Annotated in this window: 25 protein-coding genes and 1 pseudogene; 12 read left to right on the top strand and 14 right to left on the bottom strand. The window is 69.2% G+C overall.

Annotation, left to right across the window (positions count from 1 at the left end; translation table 11 throughout):
• From AB7E83_RS25290 to AB7E83_RS25240, 11 genes are all read right to left on the bottom strand, one after another.
• Window positions 1–1,378 (bottom strand): AMP-binding protein (locus tag AB7E83_RS25290; RefSeq protein ID WP_428573757.1); only part of this gene is annotated, 1,378 nt, incomplete at its 3' end.
• 7 nt (window positions 1,379–1,385) lie between these two features.
• Window positions 1,386–2,351 (bottom strand): Bug family tripartite tricarboxylate transporter substrate binding protein, encoded by a 966-nt coding sequence (locus tag AB7E83_RS25285; protein WP_428573755.1) that lies wholly within the window; start codon window positions 2,349–2,351, stop codon window positions 1,386–1,388.
• A gap of 20 nt (window positions 2,352–2,371) precedes the next feature.
• Window positions 2,372–3,265 carry an alpha/beta hydrolase gene (locus AB7E83_RS25280; protein WP_428573753.1) on the bottom strand — a complete coding sequence of 298 codons (894 nt, stop codon included), beginning with the start codon at window positions 3,263–3,265 and terminating at the stop codon, window positions 2,372–2,374.
• Window positions 3,262–4,254: a Bug family tripartite tricarboxylate transporter substrate binding protein gene (locus AB7E83_RS25275; protein WP_428573751.1), complete on the bottom strand. Its 993-nt coding sequence runs from the start codon at window positions 4,252–4,254 to the stop codon at window positions 3,262–3,264. The genes AB7E83_RS25280 and AB7E83_RS25275 overlap by 4 nt, the downstream gene beginning before the upstream one ends.
• A gap of 29 nt (window positions 4,255–4,283) precedes the next feature.
• Window positions 4,284–4,640, bottom strand: coding sequence for a cupin domain-containing protein (locus tag AB7E83_RS25270; protein ID WP_428573749.1), 357 nt, complete (start codon window positions 4,638–4,640; stop codon window positions 4,284–4,286).
• A 48-nt stretch (window positions 4,641–4,688) separates the two neighbouring features.
• A complete protein-coding gene (locus tag AB7E83_RS25265) occupies window positions 4,689–5,891 on the bottom strand; it encodes a CaiB/BaiF CoA transferase family protein (protein WP_428573747.1) in 1,203 nt (400 codons plus the stop codon).
• Window positions 5,888–7,039, bottom strand: coding sequence for an acyl-CoA dehydrogenase family protein (locus tag AB7E83_RS25260; RefSeq protein ID WP_428573745.1), 1,152 nt, complete (start codon window positions 7,037–7,039; stop codon window positions 5,888–5,890). The genes AB7E83_RS25265 and AB7E83_RS25260 overlap by 4 nt, the downstream gene beginning before the upstream one ends.
• A gap of 47 nt (window positions 7,040–7,086) precedes the next feature.
• On the bottom strand, window positions 7,087–8,538 hold the full coding sequence (locus AB7E83_RS25255) for a phenylacetate--CoA ligase family protein (RefSeq protein ID WP_428573743.1): 1,452 nt from the start codon (window positions 8,536–8,538) through the stop codon (window positions 7,087–7,089).
• A gap of 3 nt (window positions 8,539–8,541) precedes the next feature.
• The gene (locus AB7E83_RS25250) at window positions 8,542–8,988 is read right to left on the bottom strand and encodes a lipocalin-like domain-containing protein (RefSeq protein WP_428573741.1); all 447 of its coding nucleotides are present in this window, start codon (window positions 8,986–8,988) and stop codon (window positions 8,542–8,544) included.
• A 19-nt stretch (window positions 8,989–9,007) separates the two neighbouring features.
• Window positions 9,008–9,772, bottom strand: coding sequence for an SDR family NAD(P)-dependent oxidoreductase (locus AB7E83_RS25245; RefSeq protein ID WP_428573739.1), 765 nt, complete (start codon window positions 9,770–9,772; stop codon window positions 9,008–9,010).
• 19 nt (window positions 9,773–9,791) lie between these two features.
• Window positions 9,792–10,607: an IclR family transcriptional regulator gene (locus AB7E83_RS25240; protein ID WP_428573737.1), complete on the bottom strand. Its 816-nt coding sequence runs from the start codon at window positions 10,605–10,607 to the stop codon at window positions 9,792–9,794.
• Window positions 10,608–10,680: 73 nt separating this feature from the next.
• Here AB7E83_RS25240 and AB7E83_RS25235 point away from each other — a divergent pair, with 73 nt between their 5' ends.
• Genes AB7E83_RS25235 through AB7E83_RS25220 form a run of 4 tightly spaced genes read left to right on the top strand, consistent with a single transcriptional unit; the run spans window position 10,681 to window position 15,842 of the window.
• Complete coding sequence (locus AB7E83_RS25235) at window positions 10,681–11,889, top strand: acetyl-CoA C-acetyltransferase (RefSeq protein ID WP_428573735.1); 1,209 nt, start codon at window positions 10,681–10,683, stop codon at window positions 11,887–11,889.
• Window positions 11,890–11,911: 22 nt separating this feature from the next.
• Window positions 11,912–14,053 carry a 3-hydroxyacyl-CoA dehydrogenase NAD-binding domain-containing protein gene (locus AB7E83_RS25230; RefSeq protein WP_428573733.1) on the top strand — a complete coding sequence of 714 codons (2,142 nt, stop codon included), beginning with the start codon at window positions 11,912–11,914 and terminating at the stop codon, window positions 14,051–14,053.
• A gap of 36 nt (window positions 14,054–14,089) precedes the next feature.
• Complete coding sequence (locus AB7E83_RS25225) at window positions 14,090–15,067, top strand: Bug family tripartite tricarboxylate transporter substrate binding protein (RefSeq protein WP_428573731.1); 978 nt, start codon at window positions 14,090–14,092, stop codon at window positions 15,065–15,067.
• Between the two features lie 7 nt (window positions 15,068–15,074).
• Window positions 15,075–15,842, top strand: a complete 768-nt coding sequence (locus AB7E83_RS25220) for an enoyl-CoA hydratase-related protein (protein WP_428573729.1) — start codon at window positions 15,075–15,077, stop codon at window positions 15,840–15,842.
• Window positions 15,843–15,872: 30 nt separating this feature from the next.
• Here AB7E83_RS25220 and AB7E83_RS25215 read toward each other — a convergent pair whose 3' ends face one another.
• Together AB7E83_RS25215 and AB7E83_RS25210 are read right to left on the bottom strand one after the other, a co-directional pair.
• Window positions 15,873–16,157 carry a DUF4143 domain-containing protein gene (locus AB7E83_RS25215; protein ID WP_428573727.1) on the bottom strand — a complete coding sequence of 95 codons (285 nt, stop codon included), beginning with the start codon at window positions 16,155–16,157 and terminating at the stop codon, window positions 15,873–15,875.
• A gap of 14 nt (window positions 16,158–16,171) precedes the next feature.
• Entirely contained in the window at window positions 16,172–17,668 is a 1,497-nt protein-coding gene (locus AB7E83_RS25210; RefSeq protein WP_428573725.1) for an NAD(P)-binding domain-containing protein, read from the bottom strand.
• Window positions 17,669–17,686: 18 nt separating this feature from the next.
• Between AB7E83_RS25210 and AB7E83_RS25205 the strand changes: the two genes are divergently transcribed.
• From AB7E83_RS25205 to AB7E83_RS25190, 4 genes are all read left to right on the top strand, one after another.
• On the top strand, window positions 17,687–18,319 hold the full coding sequence (locus AB7E83_RS25205) for a 2-hydroxychromene-2-carboxylate isomerase (protein ID WP_428573723.1): 633 nt from the start codon (window positions 17,687–17,689) through the stop codon (window positions 18,317–18,319).
• A 74-nt stretch (window positions 18,320–18,393) separates the two neighbouring features.
• Window positions 18,394–19,266 (top strand): diaminopimelate epimerase, encoded by an 873-nt coding sequence (gene dapF / locus AB7E83_RS25200; RefSeq protein ID WP_428573721.1) that lies wholly within the window; start codon window positions 18,394–18,396, stop codon window positions 19,264–19,266.
• On the top strand, window positions 19,263–19,955 hold the full coding sequence (locus AB7E83_RS25195; RefSeq protein ID WP_428573719.1) for a DUF484 family protein: 693 nt from the start codon (window positions 19,263–19,265) through the stop codon (window positions 19,953–19,955). Before dapF ends, AB7E83_RS25195 begins: the two co-directional genes overlap by 4 nt.
• A 4-nt stretch (window positions 19,956–19,959) precedes the next feature.
• Complete coding sequence (locus AB7E83_RS25190) at window positions 19,960–20,901, top strand: tyrosine recombinase XerC (RefSeq protein WP_428573717.1); 942 nt, start codon at window positions 19,960–19,962, stop codon at window positions 20,899–20,901.
• Here AB7E83_RS25190 and AB7E83_RS25185 read toward each other — a convergent pair whose 3' ends face one another.
• Entirely contained in the window at window positions 20,902–22,623 is a 1,722-nt protein-coding gene (locus AB7E83_RS25185; RefSeq protein WP_428573715.1) for a 7TM diverse intracellular signaling domain-containing protein, read from the bottom strand.
• An 88-nt stretch (window positions 22,624–22,711) separates the two neighbouring features.
• Between AB7E83_RS25185 and AB7E83_RS25180 the strand changes: the two genes are divergently transcribed.
• The 4 genes and pseudogenes from AB7E83_RS25180 to AB7E83_RS25165 all read left to right on the top strand — a co-directional run.
• Entirely contained in the window at window positions 22,712–23,896 is a 1,185-nt protein-coding gene (locus tag AB7E83_RS25180) for a class I SAM-dependent rRNA methyltransferase (protein WP_428573713.1), read from the top strand.
• Window positions 23,897–23,933: 37 nt separating this feature from the next.
• A complete protein-coding gene (locus tag AB7E83_RS25175; protein ID WP_428573711.1) occupies window positions 23,934–25,007 on the top strand; it encodes a CobW family GTP-binding protein in 1,074 nt (357 codons plus the stop codon).
• Window positions 25,008–25,041: 34 nt separating this feature from the next.
• Entirely contained in the window at window positions 25,042–26,196 is a 1,155-nt protein-coding gene (dksA, locus tag AB7E83_RS25170; protein ID WP_428573709.1) for an RNA polymerase-binding protein DksA, read from the top strand.
• 6 nt (window positions 26,197–26,202) lie between these two features.
• Window positions 26,203–26,763, top strand: a pseudogene (locus AB7E83_RS25165) (STAS domain-containing protein); the annotation flags it as partial.

Below are 26,763 nucleotides of genomic sequence, written 5' to 3'. Positions count from 1 at the left end.
GCGCGGCATGCCGCGCCTGCACCACGGCCGTCACCTGCTGCCCCAGTTCCTCGTGGGGCACGCCGACGACCGCGACGTCCTCGACGGCTTCGTGCTGAAGCAGGAGGTTCTCCACCTCCTGCGGATAGACATTCACCCCGCCCGAGATGACGAGATCCGTCCGGCGGTCGCTGATGAAGAGAAAGCCCTCGGCGTCGAGGTGCCCGAGGTCGCCGTAGGTGGCCCAACCCCGGTCGTTGAAGGCGCCGCGGGTCTTCTCCGCATCCCCGTGATACGCGAATTCCACGCCGCCGCTGAAATAGACGAGGCCGACTTCGCCGACGGGGAGTTCGCGGTTGGGGTCGTCTTCCGCGACGACGTGGACCTTCCCGGCGATCGGCCGGCCCACCGAGCCCGGCCGGTCGAGCCACGCATGCGCATCGATGCAGGTGATGCCGGCGTTCTCGGAGCCGCCGTAGTACTCGTGGACGATCGGTCCCCACCAGTCGATCATCGCGCGCTTGATGTGCGGCGGACACGGCGCCGCGGCGTGGATCGCGAAGCGCAGCGTCGAAAGATCGTGTCGCGCGCGCAGCTCGGGCGGCAGCGCGAGCATGCGGACGAACATCGTCGGGACCCATTGCGCATGGGTGATGCCGTGGGCCTCGATCGCTTCCAGCGCCGACGCCGCATCGAACTTGCGCAGGATGACGGCCGTGCCCCCGCATTCGATGGCCCGGATCACGAATCGTCCGGTGGCATGATACAGCGGCGAGGGCGAGAGGAAGACGGCCGTCTTGTCGAACCGGAACATCCGCCGCAACTGGCGTTCGAGTTCCGGCAGGTCCGACCGCCGTTCGTGCGGGACCATCGGCCGCCTGATGCCTTTCGGGAATCCGGTCGTGCCCGACGAGTACATGAACTCGCGGCCCAGCGCGCGGCGCGGCAGCGGTGCATCCCCTGCCGTGCCGGCGAGCGCATCGTCGTAGCCGAGGAAGCCGGCGACCGCGCCGCCGATCGCGAACCGATGGCGAACATCCTGCAGATCCGGTTGCGCGAGCACGCCGCGCGCCAGATCCCCGAGCGCCGCGCTGGCGACGAAGGCGCGCGCGCCGCTGTCCCGCAACAGGTAGGCCACTTCGCCGGCCGTGAGCTGGGTCGACACGGGCACGTAGTAGAGTCCGGCGCGCCGCGCGCCCCACCACAGCTCGAAAGTCTCGATCCGGTTCTCGAGCAGCAGCGCCACGGCGTCGCCTTCTTGCAGGCCCAGCGACAGCAGCCAGCGCGCCGCGCGGTCCGCGCGTTCGTCGAGCGCGCGATAGGTCAGGCCCGGCCCTTTCGCCATGCGGACGGCGATCTTGTCGGGCTGCGTCGCCGCCCACTCCTGGAGACGAGGCACGATCCGGCTATTCCAGCACGATGCCGCGCGCCTTCATCAGCGTGCCCCATTTCTCCACTTCCGCGCGGACCCGCGCGGCGAGGGGCACGGTGGACGTCGTGCCGGGCTCGTAGCCGAAATCCCGGAGCTGCCGCTGACTCTCCGGGCGCGCGAGCGCGGTCTCCAGGCCCTTGCGCAAGCGGTCGGTCACGTCCGCGGGCAGGTTCCCCGGTCCGAACAGCGCGATCCACACCGAGGCATCGAAGCCCGGGTAGCCCTGCTCGGCGATCGTCGGCACGTCCGGGAAGACCGAGCTTCGCTTGGTGGTGGTGATGCCCAGCACGCGAACCTTCCCGCTTTGCACGTGCGGCACCGCGGTGCCGGGCGACACCATCGCGATGGGGACGTGGCCGCCGACCAGGTCGGTCATGACCTGCGCGCCGCCTTTGTAGGGAACATGGATCAGGTCCGCGCCGCTCGCGCCTGCGAACAGTTCCATGAAGAGGTGTCCGGGGCCTCCCACCGCAGGACTTGCATAGGCGATGGACTTCGGCTTCGCCTTCGAGAGCCGCACCAGGTCGGCGAGCGTGCGCGCCGGGAACGCCGCGTTGATCGCGATGGCGTAGGCCCCTTCGCCGATTACGCCGATGGGCGTCAGGTTCTTCGTCGGGTCGTAGCCGACGGACTTCGCGCTCGGGATGATCGTGACGGGGCCGTTGTCCGCGACGAGGATCGAATAGCCGTCGGCAGGCGCGTTCGCGACCGCCAGGGCGCCGACCGTCCCGGAACCGCCCGGTCGGTATTCGAACACCAGGGGCTGTCCGAGGGCAGCCTGCATACCCGATTCGATCGCGCGTCCGACCTTGTCCGCCCCGCCGCCCGCCGTGTAGGGGACCACCGTTCGGATCGGCCGTTCGGGCCAGGCCGCCCAGGCATTGCCGATGAAGGGCGCGAGCGTGGCGCCGAGGGCGGCGCGACGGGTGATGGATGGCATCGCATTCTCCTTTCGAGCGTTCAGATGGAAGAGGGACGGGAGTCGGAGGACGTCGATGTGCCGAGGGCAGCGCGCAGCCAGTCGAGCGTCGGTCGAATCACTTCGGGCCGGTCGAAGATGAAATGGTCGCCGCCCTCCATGAGGTGCAGCTGCGCGTTGCCCGGCGCATCGTCGACGAGCGAGCGGACGTCTTCCGTCGTGATCATCGGATCCCCGTCGCAGTGCAGCGCGAGCACCGGCATCGGCGCCAGCGCGGCGATGACGCCCAGCACGGACACGGCGGCGAACTGCGTCGCGAACTCGGGAACGAAGGTCATTGCGGTGTCGCCGGGCAGGAAGTTGGTCAGGCGGTTCGGGAGCGCCGCGATGTCGGTGCGGTGCAACCTGTCGCCGCTGCGCTTCGCGGCTTCGACCTTCGCCCAGAACTGCGCCATCGCGTCGGCGTCGGGATAGCGCAGGCGGAGGAAGCCGATTCCCGTGGCCAGCGGATGCGCGAGCACCGCGGCGCCGAAGCGCGGGTCCTGCTGCGCGGCCAGCAGCGCCACCGCCGCGCCGAGCGACGCGCCCACCAGGATGATCGGCAGACCCTCGGCGAACCGCTTGCGCGCGTCCTCGCCGAACTCGCGCACGATCAGCACCTGCTCTTCGGGGAGGACCCGGCCGCTGCCCGGCAGCGTCGCGCCGTAGCCCGGAAAGTCGATCGACACGGTGATGTAGCCGGCGGCGGCCAGGCGCGTGGTCAGCGTCGCGTACTTCGTCCCGCTGAAGCCGTGGCAGAACAGCGCGACACCCAGAGGCTCGACGCCCTCGGGTGGCCGACGCAGATCGGCGTACACCTCGAAGCCGAGGCTGCTGCGTACCGCGATCTGCTCCACGCGCATCGCGTCGTTCGTCGGTGCGTCGAGGTTCGTCATTCGGCGACGAAGTTCGCGTGCTTGACGAAACCCTTGGTCTCCTCCATCTCCGCGAGGTAGCGGCGCCGGAACTGATCCAGGTCTTCCGTGCTCAAGTCCGCGCCGGACTTGGACAGGTTCGCCCGCACCGCCGGATCGGCCAGGGCAGTCCGCAGGTCTGCGTTGATCTGCTGCTGCACCGCGGGCGGGGTGGTGCCGGAGGCGAACACGGCGATCCACAGCGGCGTCGTCATGCCCTTGATGCCCTGCTCGCTCGACGTCGGCACCTCGGGCAGCAACTTGCTGCGATCGTCGGCCAGGACGGCGATGGCGTTGACCTTGCCGCTCTTGAGCAGGTTGTTGCCGGCGAGCACCGACACGAGCCCGGCATTGACCTGTCCGCCGTACAGGTCGTTGACCAGCGGCCCCGCGCCCTTGTAGGGGACGAGGACGAACTTCTTTCCGGTCGTAACGGCCAGGCGCGTCGCGATCAGCTGCGAGAAGCCATCGGAGTAGCCGATGGAGCGCGCGCCGCCGGCGGCGACGAACTCGCGCAGGGATTTGTCAGGCGTGTTCGTCGAACTCACGAGGAGCATGCTCGCGAAGGCGAGCGAGCCCACGGGCACGAGGTCCTTCTCGAGGTTGTAGGGCAGCGACTTGATCAGGTACGGCGTCAGCAGAATGCCGTTGGCCGTGACGAGCAAGGACGTGCCGTCGCCTGGCGCGCGCGCGACGAGGTTGGTGCCGATGGCCGAACTCGCGCCGGCCCGGTTCTCGACGACGACGGGCTGGCCCCAGAGCTCCGAGAGCTTCGGCGCGAGCGTCCTCGCCGTCAGGTCGGCGGAGCCGCCGGGGCTGAAGGGGACGATGAGCGTCACCTGGCGCGACGGCGTCCACACACGGGACTGCGCGGAGGCCGGCAGCGGCGCGGTCACAGTGGCGGCGAGGGCCGCGCCGGCGAGGAGGAAGTCGCGGCGATGGCTCGCGCGATCGCGATTCGCAAGACTCATGGCATTTGCTCCTGGAGTGGGGGGAGGAACTAGACGACGATGGAGTCGGCCGTGAACCGCTCCATCGGATTCCAGATGACCAGGCACATCGCCGGTCCGACGGTGCGCGTGCCGTGCTCGACGCCCGGCTGGAACGCGATGACGTCGCCCTTCTTCAGCACCTCGAGGCGCTCGGACTGGCTGTCCTTGACGAAGAAGTCGATCTCGCCTTCCAGGCAGAAGACCATCTGCACTTCGTCGTGCGAATGCACCTTGTGGGTCGCGTTCGGCCCGAACTTCACCAGCGACGCGCCCAGCCCGTTCAGGAGGACGGGCTTGTACTGCACGCCGCCGGGGCCGGCGTCTTTCCAGGGGACGGCTTCGTAGTCGATCTTCAGCGCTCTCATCTCGTTGTCTCCTTCTTGTTGGAATTCCGTGTTCGCGCCCGCGGGACGTCAGACGACCCGCGACGCCCGCAGCCCGGCGACGTCGTCGTCGGCGTAGCCGAGCCAGCGCAGCACGTCGTCGGTGTGCTCGCCCGCTTGCGGCGGACGGCAGCGCACGGTGCCGGGGGTGTCCGACAGGACGACGGGCGAGGCCACGACGGGCACGTCGCCGGGCAGGCCCGGATAGTTCACGTTCTGCAGCAGCCCGCTCGCGCGCACGTGCTCGTCCGCGATGACCTGCGCGGGCGACAGGACTTCGGCGGCCGGGATGTTCGCGCGCTGCAGCCGTGCCACGGCGTCGGCGCTGGCGAGACCGGACGACCAGGCGGACATCGCGTCGCCGATCTCCCTTGCGTTCTTCGCGCGCAGGGTGTCTGTCGCGAAGCGCGGGTCCGTCGCCATCCGTTCCGCGCCCACGAGCTTCGTCCAGCGCGTGAACATGTCGTGTCCCAAAATCTGAACGATGATCCAGCCGTCGCGCGTGCGATAGAGGTCCGCGGGCGCGGCGATCTGGCTGCGGTTGCCCTGCGGCTTGCGGTTCGGCGCGGCGACGGCCTGCTCGATCAGGTACGGACTGAAGGAGGCGAGGGCCGTCCCCAGCAGCGAGGACTCGACGAGCTGGCCTCGGCCCGTCTTCTCCCGCGCCATCAGCGCCGCCATGACGCCGAACGCCGCGGCCACGCCCGCGCCGAAGTCGACATAGGACGATGGCGACTTCATCGGCTGCGCTTCGTCGCCGCCCAGGTAGATGGCCCCGCTCACGGCCTGCGCGATGCCGTCGAAGCCGAGCTGGTCCGCCTTGGGTCCGCGGCTGCCGAACGCGGTGATGCTCGCCAGGATGATCCGCGGATTGATCTTTGCGAGGGACTCGTGGTCCTGGCCCAGCTTGCACAGCACGCGCGGCGGAAGGTTCTGCACCACGACGTCGCTTTCCCGAACGAGCCGCCGGAAGATGTCCGCCCCTGCCGGCGTCGTCATGTCGAGGGTCACCGATTCCTTGTTCCGGTTCACCTGCATGAAGAGGGCACCCGCATCGCCGGCCCCTTCCATCGACAGCAACTGCCGGTCCTCGCCGCCGCCCGGGCGCTCGACGCGGATCACGCGCGCGCCGAAGTCCGCGAGCATCGCCGCGCAGTACGGTCCGGCGATGAAGCGGCTCAGGTCGATGACGGTGACGCCCTCCAGCACCGGGTGCATGCCGGCATCGGTCATGCGTTGCGCTCCCTCAGCAGGCTCTTGCCGATGATCGACTTCATCGTCTCGATCGATCCGCCCGCGATGCGGACTAGCCGCGCATCGGCGTACGCGCGCGCGATCGGGTAGTCCCACATGTAGCCCCAGCCGCCGAACATCTGCAGGCACTGGTCGACGACGCGGCCGTGCAACTCCGACAGCCACAGCTTGACCATGGCGGCGTCGACGCCGTCGAGCCGGCCCTCGACGAACTGGCGGATGCATTGATCCGTGAACACGCGGCCCACCGTCGCCTCGGTCTTGAGCTCGGCCAGCTTGAACTGCGTGTTCTGGAACTCGGCCAGGGTCTGGCCGAACATCCGGCGCTCGCGCACGTGGTCCACGGTCCACTGGATCACGGCCTCGACCACGGCGGCCGAACGCACGGCCTGCGTGAGCCGCTCCTGCGCGAGGTTCTTCATGAGGAGCTTGAAGCCTTCGTTCTCGGGGCCGAGCAGCGCGGTCGCCGGCACGCGGACGTCATGGAAGAAGAGCTCCGACGTGTCCTGCGCCTTCAGCCCCATCTTCTCGAGGCGCCTGCCGCGCGTGAAGCCCGGCGTGCCGGCCTCGACGATGAAGAGCGACAGGCCGGCGCCGGACGCGCCCTCGGTCTTGCAGGCGAGCACGACCACGTCGCAGATCTGGCCGTTGGAAATGAAGGTCTTCTGCCCGTTGATGACCCACCCGTCGCCGTCGCGCACGGCGCGCGTGCGGATGCCCTTCAGGTCGCTGCCCGCCTGCGGCTCCGTGAGGCCGAGCGCGCCGATCGTCTCGCCGCGCACCATGCCCGGCAGGTAGCGCTCCTTCTGCGCTTCGGTGCCGAAGGCATGGATGTACGGCATCACCATCTCGCTGTGGATGGCGAATCCCGGTCCCGTGTAGCCCGCGGCCGCGATCTCCTCGACGAGGACGAAGTTGAAGAGCGCATCCGCCTCGGCGCCGCCGTAGGCCGCGGGAATGGAGCAACCGAGCAGGCCCGCCGTCCCGGCCTTGCGCCACAGTTCGCGCGGCACCTGGCCGTCGCGTTCCCACTGCGCGTGGAAGGGCGCGATCTCGGCGTCGATGAAGCGGCGGACCGTCTCGCGGAATGCCGCGTGCTCCGGGCCGTACAGGGTGCGTTCGAACATCGGTTTCCTTGCAGTGCGCCGCGCGGGGGCCTCGGGTTCTCGGGTATTCAGTCGGCGACGATCGTCGTGCCGCGGTTGTCGATCAGGCGGCGGGGCTTGCCCTCCTTGCCCACGTTGGTTTCGGGCAGGCCTCCCTCGGGCACGAGTTCCACCGCGACCTTCACGCCCAGGTCGTTGTGAAGCCGACGCTCGTAGTGCTCGCGCAGTTCGTCGAGGCCCTTCGCGCCTTCGCGCAGCTCGATGCGCACCGTCATCTCGTCGCGCAGCACGCCGCTGCGAGAGAAGCGGTCGGCCACGCAGATCCATTCGCCGGTGGAGCGTTCGTCGCTTCGCACCGCTTGCAGGCAGGCCATCGGATAGATGTTGACGCCGCGGATCTTGACCATCTGGTCGGAACGTCCGAGGAATTTGTCCATGCGCTTGAAGTTGCTGCCGAGCGCGCTCGTCGCCTCGTGCTTGATGCGGCCGAGGTCGCGCAGGTTGTAGCGGATCAGGGGCGGAATCCCGCGGTGCAGGTGCGTGACGCAGATGTCGCCGACGCTGCCGGTGGGCACGGGCTGGCGGGTCTCGACGTCGATGAACTCGAAGATCGCCGCGTCTTCCATGATGTAGAGGCCGTCCTTGTCCAAGCCCTCGAAGCAGGTCGAGCCGATCTCGTGGGTGCCGTAGTTGTCGTACACGTCGCAACCCCAGAGGTCCTCGAGCTGTCGGCGCAGGCCGTTGTCGGTGTCGGGTCCGAGGTAGGCGCAGATGAATTTCGTCTTCAGGTCGCGCAGGTCGCGGCCGAGCTCGGTCTTCATCACGTGCGCGAGCTGGGTGAGGTACTCGGGGAAGGACACCCACGCGTTCACGCCGAAGTGCAGCGCGTATTCCAGCTGCCGCCGGCTCGGCGTCACGACGCCGGTGCCCGTGGTGATGGGAACGATGCCGAGGTAGTCGTGGCACGCCTTGTAGAAGGCCCAGCCCATGTTGGCGAGCGACAGCGTGCTCGTGATCTGCATCATGTCGCCGGGGCGGCCGGTCTGCGCATAGATCGCGCGTGCGGTGAAAGCGCCGTTGTATTCCCAGTCGAGCGGACCGAACAGCGTGGGCCGCGGCAGGCCGGTGGTGCCGCCGGAGGTCTGCACCTTCAGCGGCGTCTTCGCGGCATTAGCCAGCGCCTCGATGCCGCACACTTCGCCGAAGGGCGGCTTCTCCGCGAGGCTCGCCTTCACGTCCTCGGAATCGAAGGTCGGCAGCTTCGGGAGGTCGTCGATCCCGCGGAGGTCGCCGGGCTCGATGCCCGCCGCGCCCCAGAGCTTGCGGTAGAACGCGTTGTTCCAGCCGATCGCCATCATCTTCGCGAAGTGCCGCTCCTGGTAGGCACGCAGCTCGTCGCGCGACCACTTGAACATGGTCTCGTACCAGATGTCGGCGGGCGGAACCTCCTCGAGATAGGAGGTCCAGTCGATCGACTTGCAATAGAGCGGCAGCGCGGTGCGCTCGAGGTTCGAGGTCATGCTTCAGTGCTCCCGCTGGAAGACGTTGACGGTGACGGCGCGCCGGTTCGGTATGAGGCCCATCGTCTGCACGCCCGAGCGCACGGTGAGGCGGTCGCCCTCGACCTTGTAGTGGCGCACCTGCTTCTCGCCGACGTAGGAGCCCGTCGCGGTGGTGTCGGGCGTGGTGATGAAGCGCTCGGCGTTCGCCTCGAATCTGCCCGAGTAACCCATGAGCGTGCGGAGGAGCTTCGCCGCATCGGCGTCGTCCTTCGGCGGCTGCCTCGGCTCGCCGGTGGTGATGAGCGCCATCAGGCGGCGCTCCTTCGTCACGATGAGATAGCCATTGGGCGCCTGGCCGAGTGGATAGCGGGGCTCCGCTTCGCCTTCGACCTCCGCATGGCACGAGACCATCTTCCACACGCCGATGAGCGCTTCGGGTCCGGTCGTGTCTGCTTTCGCGTCTGCCATCTTGTCTCCTTCGTCGAAATCAACCGCCGATGAACTGGCCCCCATCGACCTGCAGCACCTTGCCGGTGATGTAGGACGCCTCGTCGCCGAGCAGGAACACGACCGAGCGCGCCACGTCCTCGGGCGTCGCGATGCGGCCCAGCGGAATGCCCGCGACGACGCGCTTCAAGGTGTCCGGGTGCCACGATTCGACAGCGCGCGCGCCCATCTCCGTCTCGGTGAGGCCGATGCCGACCACGTTGGCGCGGATGCCGCGGCGTGCCTCTTCCTTCGCGAACACGCGCACGAGCGCGTCGACGCCAGCCTTGGCCGCGGCGCCGTGCGCATTGCGCGCGGGAACCATCTGGCTCGCGATGGACGACACCACCACGACGCAGCCGCCGCCGGCGGCTTCCAGGTACGGCGCGCCGTGATGGAGGATGTGGAAGGTCCCGGTGAGATCGACCGCGACGTACGCCCGCCATTGCGCGGGCGAGAGCTCACGGACGGGGGTGAAGGCAGTGGTCACGCCCGCGCTCGAGACCAGCAGGCGGAACGGGCCGAGGGCTTCGCGCACCTCGCGATAGGCCGCGGCCACCTGCGCGTCGTCCGCGATGTCGCATTGCACGACGTGCGCGCGGCGGCCCGCGGCGCGAACGGCCTGGGCCGTGACCTCGGCTTCGCGCAGGTTGCTGCGGCAGACGACCGCGACGTCGGCGCCGCGCTCGGCGAGCAGGGCGGCGCAGGCACGGCCCACGCCCCGGCTGCCGCCGAACACCACCGCCACGTTGCCGCCGAGCGTCATGCGGTCGAGCTCCGAGGTCTCAGACCGCGGCCGGCTGCGCCGTGCCGAGCGCGGCTTCCATGCTGCGGGCGAGGCTGGTCAGCCGTGGCCCGACTTCGTCGAGCAACTGGCCCGCTCCGAGTTCGAAGGCCGGCACCGTGCAGCCGAACACGAAGGTTTCGTTCGTGTCGTGGCCGCTGCGCAGCGGCACGGCCACCGCCTGCAGGTCACGGTGCAGGTCGCCGTAGCTCACGCAGAAGCCGCGCTCGTCGAGATCGCGCTGCGCCTCGCGCAGGCGTTCGTCGAGCCAGGCGCCCTGCTTCGGATCGCGGTGGGCGACATCGGCGACGTAGGCGAGCATCTGCTCGTCGGGCAGCGACAGGAGATAGGCGCGGCCGGTTGCCGTGCGGGCGAGCGAAATGTGGCTGCCCATCGCGGGACGCACGGTCAGGCAGCTCTTCGACTGCGCGAGCTCGATGAACACGAGGTCGTGGCCGAGGCCGAGCGCGAGCGACACCTGCCCGCACACGCGGTCGGCGAGCGTCTGCATCGGACCGAAGGCGAGCTGGCGCAGCGTGGTGCGCGCGAGCAGCGGCTCGGCGAGGCGCGCCACGGCGGGTGCCGGGCGGAACTGGCCGGTGGGTTCGTCGTAGCGCAGCAGGCCGATGTCCACGAGCGTCGTCGCCAGCCGGAACAGGCTCGGCTTCGGCAGTTGCGTCGCTTCCATCAGCTGCCGGGCCGTGAGCGCGGGCGTCTCGGCCGTGAAGGCCTGGAGGATGCGGATGCCGCGCACGAGCGCGCTGCCCGCGGTGGGGCCGGATGCCCCGTCGTCGTTTTCGATATTTTGAGACTGCATAAGGAAAGTATTACCTGAACGTTGACCCTCGTCAATTTAAATGAGACGATCATCTCGTTTTTCAGGAAATCGAATGCCGGAAGCTTTCATATTCGACACGGTGCGGGCGCCGCGCGGCAAGGGCAAGCCGGGCGCGGGCGCCCTTTACGGCACGAAGCCCATCGACCTGGTGTCCGGGTTGCTCGACGCGCTGCGGCAGCGCAACGCGATCGACCCGAGCCGGGTCGACGACGTGGTGATGGGCGTCTCGGCGCCGGTCGGCGACCAGGGCTCGTGCCTGCCGCGCATCGCGGCGCTCTGTACGCCGGCCTGGTCCGGCGTGCCCGGTCTCGCGCTGCAGCGCTTCTGCGGCGCGGGGCTCGAAGCGGTGAATCTCGCGGCCGAGCGCGTGCGCTCGGGCTGGCACGAGCTCATCGTCGCGGGCGGGGTGGAGTCGATGTCGCGCGTGGGGCTCGGCGCGGCCGGCGGCGCGTGGGTCGACGATCCGGCGACCGGCCTCGCCATCGGCTACGTGCCGCAGGGCTTCAGCGCCGACCTGGTCGCGACCCTGCACGGCCTGGATCGCGAGGCGCTCGACGCGTACGCGCTGCGCTCGCAGCAGCTCACCGCGCAGGCCCAGAGCGGTGGACGCTTCGCGAAGTCGCTCGTGCCGGTGCGCGACGCGAACGGGTTCGCGGTGCTGGAGCAGGACGAATACCCGCGCCCGGACACGAGCGCGCAGTCGCTCGCCGCGCTGAAGCCGGCTTTCGGCGGCGAAGCCGCGCCGGCCTACACCTTCGTCGCGCGCCAGCGCTATCCGCAGATCGATCGGGTCCACGCGCTGCACACGGCCGGCAGCTCGTCGGGCATCGTCGACGGCGCGGCGCTCGTGCTCGTGGGCAGCGAGCGCATCGGCAAGGAATTGTCCCTGCGTCCGCGCGCGCGCATCGTCTCCGTCGGCCTCGCGTCCGTCGATCCCACGATCATGCTCACCGGTCCTGTTCCCGCGACGAGCAAGGCCCTGGCCCGCGCAGGGCTGGGTGTGGACGACATCGACCTGTTCGAAGTGAACGAGGCCTTCGCCGCCGTGCCCTTGCACTTCGCGAAGATGCTGGGCGTTCCGCTCGAGAAGATCAACGTCAATGGCGGCTCGATCGCCATGGGCCATCCCATCGGCGCTACCGGCGCGATGATCCTCGGCACCCTGGTCGACGAGCTCGAGCGACGCGGCCTGCGCCGCGGCGTCGCCACGCTGTGCACCGCCGGCGGCATGGGCGTCGCCACCGTCGTCGAACGCGTCTGACTGCGCAGAACTCCGAGTCCCCATGCAAGCACCCATCCGCTACGAACGCGATGCCGAGGGCATCGTCACGCTGACCTTCGACGCGCCGGGCGCGGCCGTCAACACGATGACCGAGGCGATGCGCGAGTGCCTCCTGCAGAGCGTGCAGGAACTCGCGGCCACGCGCGACACGATCGTCGGCGTCATCCTCACGTCCGCCAAGGAGACCTTCTTCGCGGGCGGCGACTTGAACAAGCTCTACACCGCGGGCGAATCCGAGGCGCGTGCGCTCTTCGATTCGACGATGCGCCTGAAGGCCGCCCTGCGGCAGCTCGAGACACTGGGCAAGCCCGTCGTCGCCGCACTGAATGGCACGGCGCTGGGCGGCGGCTTCGAGATCGCGCTCGCGTGCCATCACCGCATCGCGGTCGACAAGCCCAAGGCGCTCTTCGGGTTGCCGGAAGCCGGACTCGGACTCATGCCCGGCGCGGGCGGCGTCGTTCGCCTGCCGCGTCTGCTCGGACTCGCGGCCAGCCAGCCGTACATGCAGGAGGGCACGACGCTGTCCCCCGGCGCGGCGCTGGAGGCGGGCTTCGTCCACGCGCTGTGCGCCACGCACGAGCATCTCCTCGCGCGTGCGCGGGACTGGATTCGCGCGAATCCCTCGGCCAGCCAGCCGTGGGACCGGAAGGACTTCGCGCTCCCCGGGGGGCGGCTCGATTCGCCGCCGGTCAAGCGCTGGCTCTCCGAATCGGCGGCGCAGGTGCGCGCGAAGACGCGCGGCCGCTATCCGGCGCCGGAAGCGATCCTCGCCGCGAGCGTCGAGGGCCTGCGCGTCGAAGTCGAGACCGCCGCGGCGGTCGAGGCGCGCTATTTCGTGAAGGTCGTGACGGGCCAGGTCGCGAAGAACATCATCGGCACGTTCTGGTTCCGCGCCAACGAGATCAAGTCGGGCGCGCAGCGGCCTGCTGACGTCATGCGCAAGAGCGTCCGCAGCGTCGCCGTCCTGGGGGCGGGCATGATGGGACGCGGCATCGCCTATGCAGCCGCCACGCGCGGCATTGACGCCTGGGTGAAGGACGCGACCGTCGAGGACGCGCGCAAGGCGGTCGGCGCGGCAGAGGCCCTGCTCGCGAAGCGCGTGGAGAAGGGCGAGTTCGACGAGGCGCGTGCGCGAGACATCGTGGCGCGCATCCATCCGGTGGAAAGCTATGGCGAACTCGCGCACGTCGACCTCGTCGTCGAGGCCGTGCCCGAGAACCCGAAGCTCAAGGCCGACGTGACCGCGGCGCTCGAGCCGCTGCTCGGCCCGCAGGCGATGTGGGGATCGAACACCTCGACGCTGCCGATTACCGGACTCGCGGCCGCGTCCACGCGACCGCATCGCTTCATCGGCCTGCATTTCTTCTCGCCGGTGCATCGCATGCCGCTCGTGGAAGTCATCAAGGGCGCGGCCACGTCGAAGGAGACGCTCGCGCATGCGCTCGACTTCGTCATGCAGCTGGGCAAGACGCCGATCGTGGTCAACGACAGCCGGGGCTTTTTCACGAGCCGCGTCTTCAGCACCTTCACGCGCGAGGGCGCGGCCCTGCTCGGCGAAGGGCAGCAGCCCGGGACCATCGAGTCGGCGGCCGTGCTTGCCGGATTCTCGGTCGGGCCGCTGGCCGTCCTCGACGAGGTGAGCCTCGCGCTGTCGCTCAACAACCGGCGCGAGACCACGCGGGCGTTCCTGGCCGAAGGCCGGAAAGTCATGCCGCATGCCGGCGACGACGTGCTCGCGAAGATGGTCGACGAGCTCGGCCGCAAGGGCCGCGCCGCGGGCGGCGGCTTCTACGACTACCAGGGCAAGGGCAAGGCGTTCTGGCCGGGGCTGGCGGAACATTTTCTGAAGCCCGCTGCGCAGATCCCGTTCGAGGATGTGCAGGACCGCCTCCTCTTCTGCATGGCGCTCGAAGCCACGCGCGCGCTGGAGGACGGCGTGATCGACCACACCGGCGACGGCAACGTTGGCTCGGTGATGGGCATCGGCTTTCCGCGCTGGACGGGCGGCGTCTTCCAGTTCCTGAACCAGTACGGGCTGGCCGCGGCGGTCGAGCGGGCCGAACGGCTCGCCGCCCGCTACGGCGAACGCTTCGAGCCGCCCGAGCGGCTGCGCGATCACGCGCGGCGCGGGGTTGCGCTCTGAGATTTCGGCTTTCCCCACAACAACCGGAGACGCACGATGTCGACATGCATCCCCTTTCTTGCCGCGGTCGCGCTCAGCGCGTTCGCGTGCATGGCCAGCGCCCAGACCTTTCCCGCCGGGCCGATCAAGGTCGTCGTGCCCTCGGGTCCGGGCGGCATCATCGATCCGGTCGCGCGCTTCGTGCAGGAACGCTTCCAGCGCGTCTTCGGCCAGCCCTTCGTCATCGACCACAAGCCCGGCGCGGGCGGCGCGCTCGGCACGCAGATCGTGCAGAAGGCCCCGGCCGACGGCTACACCCTGCTCATGGCGAACTCCGGGCCGCTCATGTGGAATCCGGCGATCAACCCGAAGCTGCCCTACCAGATGGAGCGCGACTTCGTGCCGGTGGGCTCGCTCGTGTCGGTGACCAACCTCGTGGTCGTCCATCCCTCGGTGCCGGCGAACACGCTGAAGGAATTCATCGAGCTCGCGAAGAAGAGTCCGGGCACGCTGAACTTCGCCTCGCCTGGTGTCGGGCAGTCGGCGCATCTGGCCGGCGAGATGCTCAAGCGCGTGGCGGGCATCGATCTCGTGCACGTGCCCTTCAGCGGCGGGCCCGCGGCGTTGAACGGCATCCTCGCCGGTCAGGTCCACATCATGACGTCGAACGTCGGCACGGCGATGCCGCACGTGAAGGCCGGCAAGCTGCGCGCGCTGGCCGTGACCGACACGCGCCGGAGCGCGGCGATGCCCGAGGTGCCGACGACTGCGGAAGCCGGCGTCCCCGGCTTCGTGATCAGCCCCGAGATCTGGGTTGCCGCGCCGGCCGGCACGCCGGAGAGCGTGGTCGCCCGGATGCACGACGAAATGAAGAAGGCCTGGGCCACGCCCGAGGGCCAGCAGGTGCTGCAACGCTACGAGTTGAGCATGGACGAAGAACGCAACCGCTCGCTCGCGAACCTCAGCAAGCATCTTTCCTCGGAAAACGCGAAGTGGGCGAAGCTGATCAAGGACGCCAACATCAAGCAGGATTGAACCCGACGTGACGCCGAACTACACCGACATTCTCTACACGGTTTCCGACCAGGTCTGCACCATCGCGATCAACCGGCCGCAGAAGCTCAACGCGATGACGGGCCAGACCATCCGCGAGCTGGAGGATGCGATCCGGCGCGCGAGCGAGAGCAAGGACTCGGGCGTCGTCGTGTTGACCGGTGTCGGCGAGAAGGCCTTCTGCGCGGGCGGCGACGTGAAGTGGGAAGCCGATGGCGGACTCGAGGACCTCGACTTCCGCATCAACCGCATGCTGGTGGACTGCCCGAAGCCGACCGTCGCGCGCGTGAACGGCTACGCCATCGCGTCGGGCAACCACATCGCCTACTTCTGCGACCTCACCATCGCCGCGGACCATGCGATCTTCGGCCAGAACGGTCCGCGCGTCGGTTCGCCCGCGTCCGGCCATCTCGTCTCGCACCTCGCCGACATCGTCGGTCACAAACGCGCGCGGGAGATGTGGCTGCTCTGCGGCCGCTACAGCGCGGACAAGATGCTCGACTGGGGCCTTGTCAACGCCGTCGTGCCCATGGCGGATCTCGATGCGGAAGTGCGCCGCTGGTGCGACCAGTTGCTGGCGGTCAGCCCGACCTGCCAGAAGCTGCTGAAGAAGTCGTTCCAGGGGATCATGGACTGGACGCCGATGAAGGAGATCATCGACCGCCATGCGCCGGGCTATTTCGCCTCCGGCGAACAGCAGGAAGGTGCCGCGGCCTTCCTCGAGAAGCGCAAGCCGGATTTCTCGCGCTGGCGGTGAGGCGGATCCCGCAGCCGGTGCGAGGACAGCTCACCGTCCCGCCAGCTCCCTCCACCCCAGCACGCGGCATCCCTCGCGATCGAAGCGACCCCCCTGGTTCCATGTGTGTTTCAGCAGCTCCGACACGACCCACGTTTCGAAAAGCGCGCCTCGTGCGGGATACGTCACCAGCGCGCCGGGGGCGTCGATTCCCAGCAGCCATGACACCAATCCGCTGTCGGTGAAATTGAGTTTCGGCGTCCTTACAAATCGAAAATTCAAACTTCGATCTGTAATTTCGATCTGTAATTCAATCGCGACGGGTGGTTCGGGCAAGGCGCGCGAGCGGGTCAGCCGCGCTCTTCCGGCGGCACGTACCGCTTCGTCGCTATCAGCTCCGGCTCGTCGTGCGCCTGCAGACGCGCCCAGTGCGCATCCGCATCGGCCACGAAGAGGTCGCGCGAGATGGATTCTGCGAGCCGCCGCGCACCGACGTGCAGGCCCGGTATGTCGCCGGCAAGCGCGGCCTGGCTCATCGTGCCGCCCCAGTTAAAAAGATGGATGCGGGATAGCGCGTTGGCGCTCGCGCCCCCGATGCCGCGCATTTCGAACCCCGCGCCGAGATACGGAAACCGCGCCGAATCCGGATGCGCCAGCGCCTGCTGCGGCGTGACGTGATTGCGCCAGGTGTCGATGTCTTTGACGTAGCGCCAGAGCTCAGGGCGGTCGACCAGGTCGACATCGAAGCCGGTTCCGAAGATGACCGCATCGAAGCGCTCCGCCGACTTGTCCGTCGTGACGAGGACGCCCGACGAATCGGGCGCGACGTCGCGCCACGGCTCGCCGAGCCGCAGGGCGAACGAGGCATGGTCGTCGCATCGCCGCACCGTCTCCCACGGCGGCGGCACCTGCTCGTCGAAGATGTAGGTGTGGAAGCGCCATTTGCGCGCATCGTCCAGCGCTTCGTAGCCGCGCAGGAAGCCGGTGAACGTCGCCCACTTGTTCTTGTTCACCTGCGGAAGATGCTCGCGCCGCGCGAAAAGGGTGACCCCGGCGCCGGCTTCGAGCGCGCACGCCGCGTTGTCGAAGGCCGACGCCCCCGCGCCGAGCACGGCGACGCGCCTTCCGCGCCATGCGTCGAAGTCGATGGCATCGGCCGAATGGAACACGCGGCCGAAGGAAGCGTCGCGCGACAGCGAGGGAAATGCCGGCCACCGCGGCGCGCCGCTGCCATCGCGGCCGAAGGCGAGCACGAGCTTGCGCGTCCACGCCGTCTCTTCGCCGGCCGCCGAGCGCAGCCGGACACGGAGCAGTTCGCCGACGTTCTCGACGTCGATCAGCTCGGTGCCGTTGTCCACCCGCAGGCCCACCGTCTCGCGCACCCACAACAGGTAGTCGCGCCAGTCGATGCGCCCGATCTTGTGCAGCGCCGCCCAGCCCTGCGCGCCGTGCTGCGCCTCGTACCAGGCGCGGAAGGTGAGGGCGGGAACGCCGAGGTCCGGCCCGGTCAGGTGCTTCGCGCTGCGCAGCGTGAGCATGCGCGCGTACGTGGCCCAGGGCCCTTCGTCCCCGCGCGGCTCGCGATCGATGACGCGGATGTTCGTGACGCCTTCGCGCAGCAACGCATAGCCCGCGGTCTGCCCGCACATGCCGGCGCCGGCCACGAGCACGTCGAGTGCCGCCTCGCCCTGCGGCCCCGAAGCGGGCACCACCCAGTTCGCCACCGGGAAGTTGAGAAGCGCGAGCTGCGTGCGCGCGGTCGCCGCAAGCGAATCGAGGGCCGCGGCGTCGCGCGGACTGGCGACGGACTGCGGGGGAACGGGCGGAAGCGATGAGGGGCTTTGCACAACCAAGATAATTCCATCATGACGATCCAACTCGACTGCTACTACAGCCTGTCGTCGCCCTGGGCGTATTTTGCCGGGCCGAAGCTGCAGGACATCGTGCGCCGCCACCATGTGAAGCTCACGATGAAGCCTTACGACTTCCAGAAAGTGGTGCAGGTGACGGGCGGCATCCCCATCCGCACCCGGCCCGAGCCGCGCCGTGCGTACCACGACGAGGAGCTCGCGCGCTGGTCCGAGTACCTCGGCATGCCCATGGTGATCCAGCCGAAGCACTATCCGCGCTACACCGTGGCCGACCCGAACTGGAACAAGTACGCCGGCTGGATGGTGATCGCGGCCCAGCAGCAGGGGCTCGACGTGCAGCCGCTGTCGCACGCGCTGCTGCGTGCGCTGTGGGCCGAGGAGCGGGACACGTCGCAGCCCGATGTGCGCATCGCCATCGCCGATGCGAACGGCTACGACGGCCGCGCCCTGCAGGCGCTCGAGCAGGCGAGCGCCACCCTGGCGCAGTACGACGAGTTCAGCGCCGATGCCGAGCGCGCGGGCGTGTTCGGCGCGCCCACCTACGTGCTCGAGGGCGTGCGCTACTGGGGGCAGGACCGGCTCGATTTCGTCGACCGCGCCCTCGAGCGCCTGCGCCAGCGCGGATAATCCGGGCCATGCCGATCCCACGCTTGTCGCTTCGAGTGCTGCGCTGCCCGCCGAGGCGGCTCGGCGGAGGCTGAATGAAGGTTCGCTTCACCAAGATGCAGGGCGCGGGCAACGACTTCGTCGTGCTCGACGAAACGCGCGCGCGCCTGAACCTCACCGCCGCGCAGTACCGTCGCCTGGCCGACCGCCACTTCGGCGTGGGCGCGGACCAGATCCTCTCCGTGCGCCCGTCGCCCGCGCCGGGCATCGACTTCGAATACGTCATCCACAACGCCGACGGCGGCGAGGTGGAGCAGTGCGGCAACGGCGCGCGCTGCTTCGCGCGCTTCGTGCGCGACCGCGGCCTCGCGAACGGGGACCGCATCCGCGTGCGGACGCTCTCGGGCGTGATCGAGCCGCGCATCGAGGCCGATGGCCGCGTCGCCGTGGACATGGGCCCGCCCGTGTTCGAACCCGCATCGATTCCCTTCGACGCCGCGGGCGTGAGCCCGCAGGCGGACGGCGCCTGGCAGACGTGGCGTCTCGCCCTCGGCACGAGCGCCGATGCGCCCATCGTCGCGGTCGCGGTGCTCTCGATGGGCAATCCGCATGCGGTGCAGGAAGTCGATGACGTGGACACCGCCCCCGTCGAAACGCAGGGCCCGAGGATCGAACACCACCCGCGCTTTCCGAACCGCGTGAACGCCGGCTTCATGCAGGTCGTCGACCGCGGTCGCATCCGGTTGCGCGTGTGGGAGCGCGGCGCGGGCGAAACGCTCGCCTGCGGCACCGGCGCGTGCGCGGCCGTCGTCGCCGGCATCCGCCTCGGCCGGCTCGACCGCAAGGTCGACGTCGAGACGCGCGGCGGCCTGCTCACCATCGAATGGGCCGGCGGCGCCGCGAACGTTCTCATGACCGGCCCCGCCGCGACCGTGTTCGAAGGCGAAATGGAACTCCCCGACCAATGACCGACGACGCAATGAACCCCATCACCGAGGACGACATCGCCAGCTTCCTGGCGAACACGCCCGACTTCTTCGTGCGCCACGCGCAACTGCTCTCGCAGGTGCAGCTCACGAGCCCGCACGGCAACCGCGCGGTGAGCCTGCAGGAGCGGCAGGCGGAAATGCTGCGCGAGAAGATCAAGGCGCTCGAGCACCGCATCATGGACATGGTGCGCCACGGCAACGAGAACATGGTGATCTCCGAGCGCATCCACCGCTGGGCGCGCGACCTGTTCCTGGTGCAGTCGGGCCGCGCGCTGCCGGCGGCGCTGGTCGCGCAGCTGCAAAGGGAGTTCATGGTGCCGCAGGTCGCCCTCAAGGTGTGGGACGTCGACTCGCGCTACGGCGGCGAGCCCTTCGCGCTGGGCGTGAGCGACGACGCAAAGACATTCGCCTCGTCGCTCACGCAGCCGTACTGCGGCGTCAACGCCGATTTCGAGGCCGTGCGCTGGCTCGACGATCCGTCGGCGGCGGTGTCCATCGCGCTCGTGCCCCTGCGCGCGGGCGCGATCGACAGCCCGGCGCCCGCCTTCGGGATGCTGGTGCTGGCTTCGCCCGATCCGCAGCGTTTCTCGGGCGGCATGGCGACCGACTTCCTGGAGCGCATCGCCGAGCTCGCGAGTGCCGCGCTCGCGCGCGTGCGGCCGCACTAGCGCCATGGACGGCGCGAGCGTTTCGCCCGAAGACGCGGCGCTCGTCGAGAAATACCTCGAGCATGTGCGCGTGCAGAAGCGCCTGGCCGCGCGCACCGTCACGCTCTATTCGCTCGACATGGAGAAGCTCACGGCCAACGCCGCCAAGGCCGGCGTCGGCCTGACGCGCGTGCAGAACACGCACGTGCGCCGCTGGGTCGCGCAGATGCACGCGGGGGGGCGCAGCGCGCGCGGCATCGCACTCATTCTCTCGGGCTGGCGCGGCTTCTACACCTGGCTCGGCCGCGAAGGCCGGGTCGCGAGCAACCCGGTGCTCGACGTGCGCGCGCCCAAGGCGCCCAAGCCCTTGCCCAAGGCCTTGAGCGTCGACGATGCGGTGCAACTGGCCGAATTCGAGGACGCCGATGCCGACCCCTGGGTCGAGGCGCGCGACAACGCGATCGTGGAACTGCTCTACGGCTGCGGGCTGCGCGTGGGCGAGCTGGTCGGGCTCGACGCGCAGGCGAGCGTCGCCGCGAAAGGCTGGCTCGACTTCGACGCGGGCGAGGCCCACGTCCTGGGCAAGGGCAGCAAGCAGCGCATCGTGCCGCTGGGCCGCAAGGCGGACGAAGCCGTGCGCGCCTGGCTCGCGGTACGCGCGGAGGTGGCGCTGCCGCAGCCGGCGCTCTTCATCGATCCGCGCGGACGCAGGCTGAGCGCGCAGACGATCTGGCGGCGCGTGCGCCTGCGCAGCCTGCGGGCGGGGCTGGCGACGCCGGTGCATCCGCACATGCTGCGGCATTCGTTCGCGAGCCACGTGCTGCAGTCGAGCGGCGACCTGCGCGCGGTGCAGGAACTGCTGGGCCACGCCAACATCGGCACGACGCAGGTGTACACCCGGCTGGATTTCCAGCACCTGGCCAAGGCCTACGACGCGGCGCATCCGCGCGCGCACCGCAAGAAGTAATCAGGCGGTCTTCGACAGCGAGAACACGCCGCGCTTCGAGTCCGCGGGCACCGAGGCCAGCAGCGCTTCGAGACGGCGCATCAGATCGTCCGCATCGGCGCCGTCCAGCGGCACGATCGCCTGGGCCACGCGCACCTGGGCGACCCAGTCCAGCGGCTTGTTGTCGAAGGGCATGAGGCAGCGCGCGACGACGCGCGAGCCCGACTCCGCGATCTCCTGGGGCGTGAGCGGGCCTTCGAGCAGCATGCCGAAGCGGTGGTCCGCCAAACGCGCCACGCTGTCGATCTCGCGGGCGACGGACATCAGGCGGCCGGCGACGCGCAGCGGCAGTTCCTCGGCCGATCGCCGGTCGTAGGCGCGGCGGATCTGCGCGATGTTCACGATGTCGATCACCATCACCGCCGCGCGGTACTTCAGGCGCATGGCACGCGACGACATCTGGGCCAGGCGCTCGACGAACACGGCGTCGTTGATGAGGCCGGTGGCCGGGTCGATGCGCTCCAGCGTCACGACCCGGCGGCGTACCTCGCGGGAACGCTGGGTCCGCAGCATGAGGATCAGCAGCAGGATGGGCAGCTCGATGGCCAGGGCGATCTGCATCGAATAGGTGGTCCAGAAGCTCACCGGCAGCAGCGCCGTCACGCGCAGCAGCGGGAACGCCGCGCCCACCGCCACCGGCACCATGCCGGCGATCAGCCACTTGGCGTAGCGGTCGCCGCGGCGCGCGGCCCACAGCACCGTCAGCGTGCCGGAGATGAGGCCCAGCACGATGTAGGGAACCATGATGCGGACGCGGTGCGAGGGCTCGACCAGCAGCGCCGCCGCGACCGCGATGAAGGCGAGAAGGCCGACCGCGACCGACATCGCGTGCAGCGCCATCGAGCGCTCGCGCAGCGACACCATGGAGCCCACGAAGCCCTGCAGCGCGCCGACCGCGAGCATCGGCAGGACGAGCACGGCCACGTCGTTCCACCAAGGGTTGTCGGGCCACAGGTGCAGGCCCGCGATCCCGGTGAGCGAGGCCTGCGTGAGCCCCATCATGACGACGGCCAGGCCGAACCAGGCATAGGTCTCGTCGCGCAGCGACACCGCGCCCAGGAACGCGATCGCGGCCGCGAGCGCGGCCAGGCCGAAGTACATGCCGAGGATCAGCGAGGTGCGCTGTTCACGGCGCAGCAGGTAGCCCTCGCTCACGAACATCAGGGGCGCGCTGAAGTTGACCGAGTTCTCCACCCGCAGCAGGTATTTGCGAGGCTCCTCCGCCGAGACCTGCAGCGGCAGCAGCGGATGCCGGTGCGGAACCGGCCAGGCCGAGACGGGCACGAGGTCGCCCGCGGACTGCGGCAGCCACTGGCCGACACTGTCGAGGCTGTAGAGCGTCACGCGGTTCACGGCGGGGTAGGGCACCTCGACATACCAGCGCTCGGCGTCGGGCGCGGGCGGCACCGTGAACCGGATCCAGAGGTCGCGGCTCGTGTCGAGCGGGTAGATGCGTCCCCGCACCGTGGGCTGCCACGGAAGATCGGGGTCGCTGCCGACGAAGTTCGGACTCGCGTTGCCCGAATCGTCGGTCCAGGTGTCGCCCCAGTCGAGCAGGGGCACCGGCTGGCGCAGGGGGTCGAGCTCGAGGACGGTGCGCGCGTGGGCCATGCCGCCGAGCGCCGCGGCGAGCAGCAGAAGAACGGCCGCCAGCCCGTGTCGTGCGCCTCCCAGGATCCCCATGCCCCAACGATTCCTTGAATCTCTTCGTTCGTGGCCGCCATTGTCGGGGAAGGCCGCGCACCGCGCCTGCCGCACGGACAATACGCGCATGAAAGTCATCCGGTTGCGCGAGGGAAAGGAGCGTTCGTTGCTGCGGCGCCACCCCTGGATCTTCGAGTCTGCGGTCGCGCGCGGCGGCGGCGATGCGGGCGAGACGGTGCGGGTGGAGGGCGGAGACGGCCGCTTCCTCGCCTGGGCCGCCTTCAGCCCGGCGTCCCGCATCCGCGCGCGGGCCTGGAGCTTCGACGAGGGCGAGCGCATCGAGCCGGCCTTTTTCGCACGGCGGGTGCGGGACGCCATCGCGCTTCGCGGGCGGCTCGCCATCGCGAGCGACGGCCTGCGCCTCGTCCACGGCGAATCCGACGGGCTGCCGGGCCTGATCGTGGACCGCTATGGCGACACGCTCGTGGCGCAGTTCCTGTCGGCGGGCGTGGAACGTTGGAAGAAAGTTCTCGCCGACGCCCTGCTCGCCGCGACCGGCCTCTCGCGCCTCTACGAGCGCTCGGATGCCAATTCGCGCGGTCTCGAAGGCCTGCAGCCGGCGACCGGCTGGCTGCGGGGCGAAGGCCCGACCGAGCTGGCGATCCGGGAGCACGACTGGCGCTTCGGCGTCGACATCGCCCACGGACACAAGACGGGCTTCTATCTCGACCAGCGCGACAACCGCGAACGCTTCGCGCAGTGGCTGCGCCGCGGCGACGGCCGCGCGAAGGTGCTCAATTGCTTCTGCTACACCGGCGGCTTCACCGTGGCAGCCCTGGCCGCCGGTGCGGCGCATGTCACCTCCATCGACTCCTCCGGCCCCGCGCTCGAGCGTGCGCGCGCGAACGTCGCGCTCAACGGCCTGGACGCGAGCCGCGCCGAATTCGTCGACGCGGACGTGAACGTCATGCTTCGGCGCTACATCGAGGAAGGCCGCGCCTTCGATGCCATCGTGCTCGACCCGCCGAAGCTCGCGCCCACGGCGGCGCACGCGGAGCGCGCGGCGCGCGCCTACAAGGACCTGAACCGGCTCGCGCTGAAGTTGCTGGCGCCCGGCGGCCTGCTGTTCACCTATTCGTGTTCGGGCGGGATCGCGCCGGACCTGTTCCACAAGATCGTGGCGTCCGCGGGCGCCGATGCGGGCGTGGACGGCGCGATCGCCGAGCGCGTGGGCGCCGCGCCGGACCATCCGATGACATTGGCCTTTCCCGAGGGGGAGTACTTGAAGGGGCTGGTCGTCGTGCGCAAGTAAGTCCTTAAACTCGACGCAAGCATTTCCCGGAGTCTCCATGTCCCTCATCCCCGCCACCATCCTCACCGGCTTCCTCGGCTCGGGCAAGACGACGCTGCTCAAGCGCGTGCTCGGCGAGGCGCACGGCCAGAAGATCGCCGTCATCGAAAACGAATTCGGCGAGGAGAACATCGACAACGACATCCTCGTGACCGAGACGACGGAGCAGATCGTGCAGATGAGCAACGGCTGCATCTGCTGCACCATTCGCGAGGACCTGCGCACCACGCTGCAGGAGCTCGCCGCGAAGAAGCGCAAGGGCGAGCTCGATTTCGACCGGGTCGTGATCGAGACCACGGGCCTTGCCGACCCCGGCCCGGTGGCGCAGACCTTCTTCATGGACGACGAGATCGCCGAGAGCTACCTGCTCGACTCCATCCTCACGCTGGTGGACGCCAAGCATGCGCAGACGCAGCTCGACGAGCGCCAGGAGGCGCGCCGCCAGGTGGGCTTTGCCGACCAGATCTTCATCAGCAAGACCGACCTCGCAAGCAAGGAGGAGGTCGACGCGCTGATGCACCGCATCAAGCACATGAACCCGCGCGCGCCGCAGAAGGCGGTGCATTTCGGCGACGTGGCGCTCGGCGACGTGCTGGACCTGCGCGGCTTCAACCTGAACGCGAAGCTGGAGATCGACCCCGATTTCCTGAAGGACGAGCACGAGGGCCATGCCCACGGGCACGACCACGCGCACGGCGACCACGAGCACGGCCACGAGGGCCACGACCATGCGCCGGGCGCCGAGTGCGACCATCCGCACCATCACCACCACGACGACGACGTCAAGAGCTTCGTGTTCCGCTCCACGCGGCCGTTCGACCCGGCCAAGCTCGAAGACTTCCTGGGCGCCATTGTCAACATCTACGGCCCGCGCATGCTGCGCTACAAGGGCGTGCTGAACATGAAGGGCACGGAGCGCAAGGTCATCTTCCAGGGCGTCCACCAGCTGATGGGCAGCGACCTGGGACCGCAATGGGCCGAGGGCGAGGAGCGCCTGAGCAAGATGGTTTTCATCGGCATCGAGCTGCCGAAGGAAATCTTCCTGCAGGGGCTCGAGCAGTGCCTGATCTAGACGAAGGTATGGGAGTGTCTCGAATCCGCCACTGATGGGCTGGCCGGCCGCGGGTGCAGCCGCTTTGCCTACAGGCGAAAACGTCCCCCCGAAGCGTGCGCCGTTCGACAATCAGGGTATAAATCGCCCTCATGACGGCGTTTCACATCCAGAGAAAGGCAGGGCGGCGGACCATCCGCACGCCGCTGCCGTCGCCGCAGGAGCGAGGAGACAGCACGTGAAGGCACAGCCCAAGGCCGCGGCCAAGGTGAAGAAGCCGGTGGCGAAGGCGAAGGCGCCGGCTTCCAAAGCTGCGCCCAAGGCGCCGGCGAAGAAGATCGCCGCCAAGGCCGTACCTGCCGCGAAGCAAACGCCCGCCAGGGCGGGCAAGGCCGCTTCGCAGCCCGCCAAGCCCGTCGCGAAGCCCGCTGCCAAGGCGGTCGCCAAGGTCGCCGCCAAGGTGGTGCAGGCCGCGAAGGGTCTCGTGAAAGCCATGACGCCACCCGCGAAAGCAACGGTGGTCGCCCCGAAACCTGCCCCCGCCGCCAAGGAAGCGGCCGCGCCCGCGAAGGCGCAGCCCGCTGCCAAGGCTTCCAGCAAAACCGTGTCCGCGGCACCCGCCGCCCCGACGCAGACCGGCGCCTCGCGTGCGCCCGCGGCGCTCCAGGCGCCCGCCGCACCGGTCGCCGCCAAGGCAAGCTATATCCCCATGGCCTCCGAATCCCTACTCAAACCCCCGCCCGCCGTGGCCGTCAAGAAAGATCCCAAGCTGGCCAACAACTGGAAGACCAAGAGCGCCGAGGAGCTGGTCGATGCCGAAGTCCTCGCCATGCCCGATTCGGAGTACATGAACGACAAGCAGATGGCGTTCTTCCGCGGAAAGCTGGTTCAGCTGAAGCAGGAGATCCTCAACAGCGCGGGCGAGACGACCGAGCATCTGCGCGAGGAAACGGTCATCGTGCCCGACCCCGCCGACCGCGCGACGATCGAGGAGGAGCACGCCCTCGAGCTGCGCACCCGCGACCGCGAGCGCAAGCTGCTGAAGAAGATCGAACAGTCCATCGCCCGGATCGATGCCGGGGACTACGGCTACTGCGACGAGACGGGCGAGCCGATCGGCGTGGGCCGGCTGCTGGCGCGTCCCACCGCGACGCTCTCGCTCGAAGCACAGCAGCGGCGCGAGCTCAAGCAGAAGATGTTCGGGGACTGAGTTCCGATGGCAGCGAAGGACGAGCCGGGACTGCTCTCGAAGGTCGTTCGCTTCGTCAAGAACCCCACGACCAACTGGGCGGACCTCGACCAGCAGGAGACGGAGCGCGAGAGTACCTACAGCAAGCAGATGCTGAAGGAGATGATCGAGCGCAAGCGGCGCAACGACTTCGTGCGCAAGCGGGAGTTCGACATGCTGCGCAAGATGCGCCGCAGCGAGGTGATGTCCGGCCAGGACCCCGCCGCGCGCCCGTCGTTCTTCCAGAGTTCCATGCCGTCGAAGCCCGACGACCGCGCGACCACGCTGAAGAAGATCGACGAGATCGAGGCGCAGATGTCGATGCAGTGGTGGAAGACCAAGCATGCGGACTCGTCGCTGCGCGGCGCGGCGGGCAGCAGCACGAATTTCCCGATGTCCTCCCACATGCCGCCCGAGGCCATCGGGCGGCCGACCGGGCCGGCGCCGCTGAAGCCCACCGCGTACACGCGCACCGAGCCGCAGCCCTTGCCGGGCGAAAAGGACACGCCGGCGCCGACGGAGCCGCCGTCGATGCTCGACTTCACCGAC

Origin of the sequence: Ramlibacter sp. (assembly GCF_050250995.1) — a bacterium.
In the GTDB taxonomy this organism is placed as follows: domain Bacteria; phylum Pseudomonadota; class Gammaproteobacteria; order Burkholderiales; family Burkholderiaceae_C; genus Ramlibacter.
Note: the sequence above shows the minus strand (reverse complement) of the source record. Positions and strands in the feature narration are given on the sequence as shown.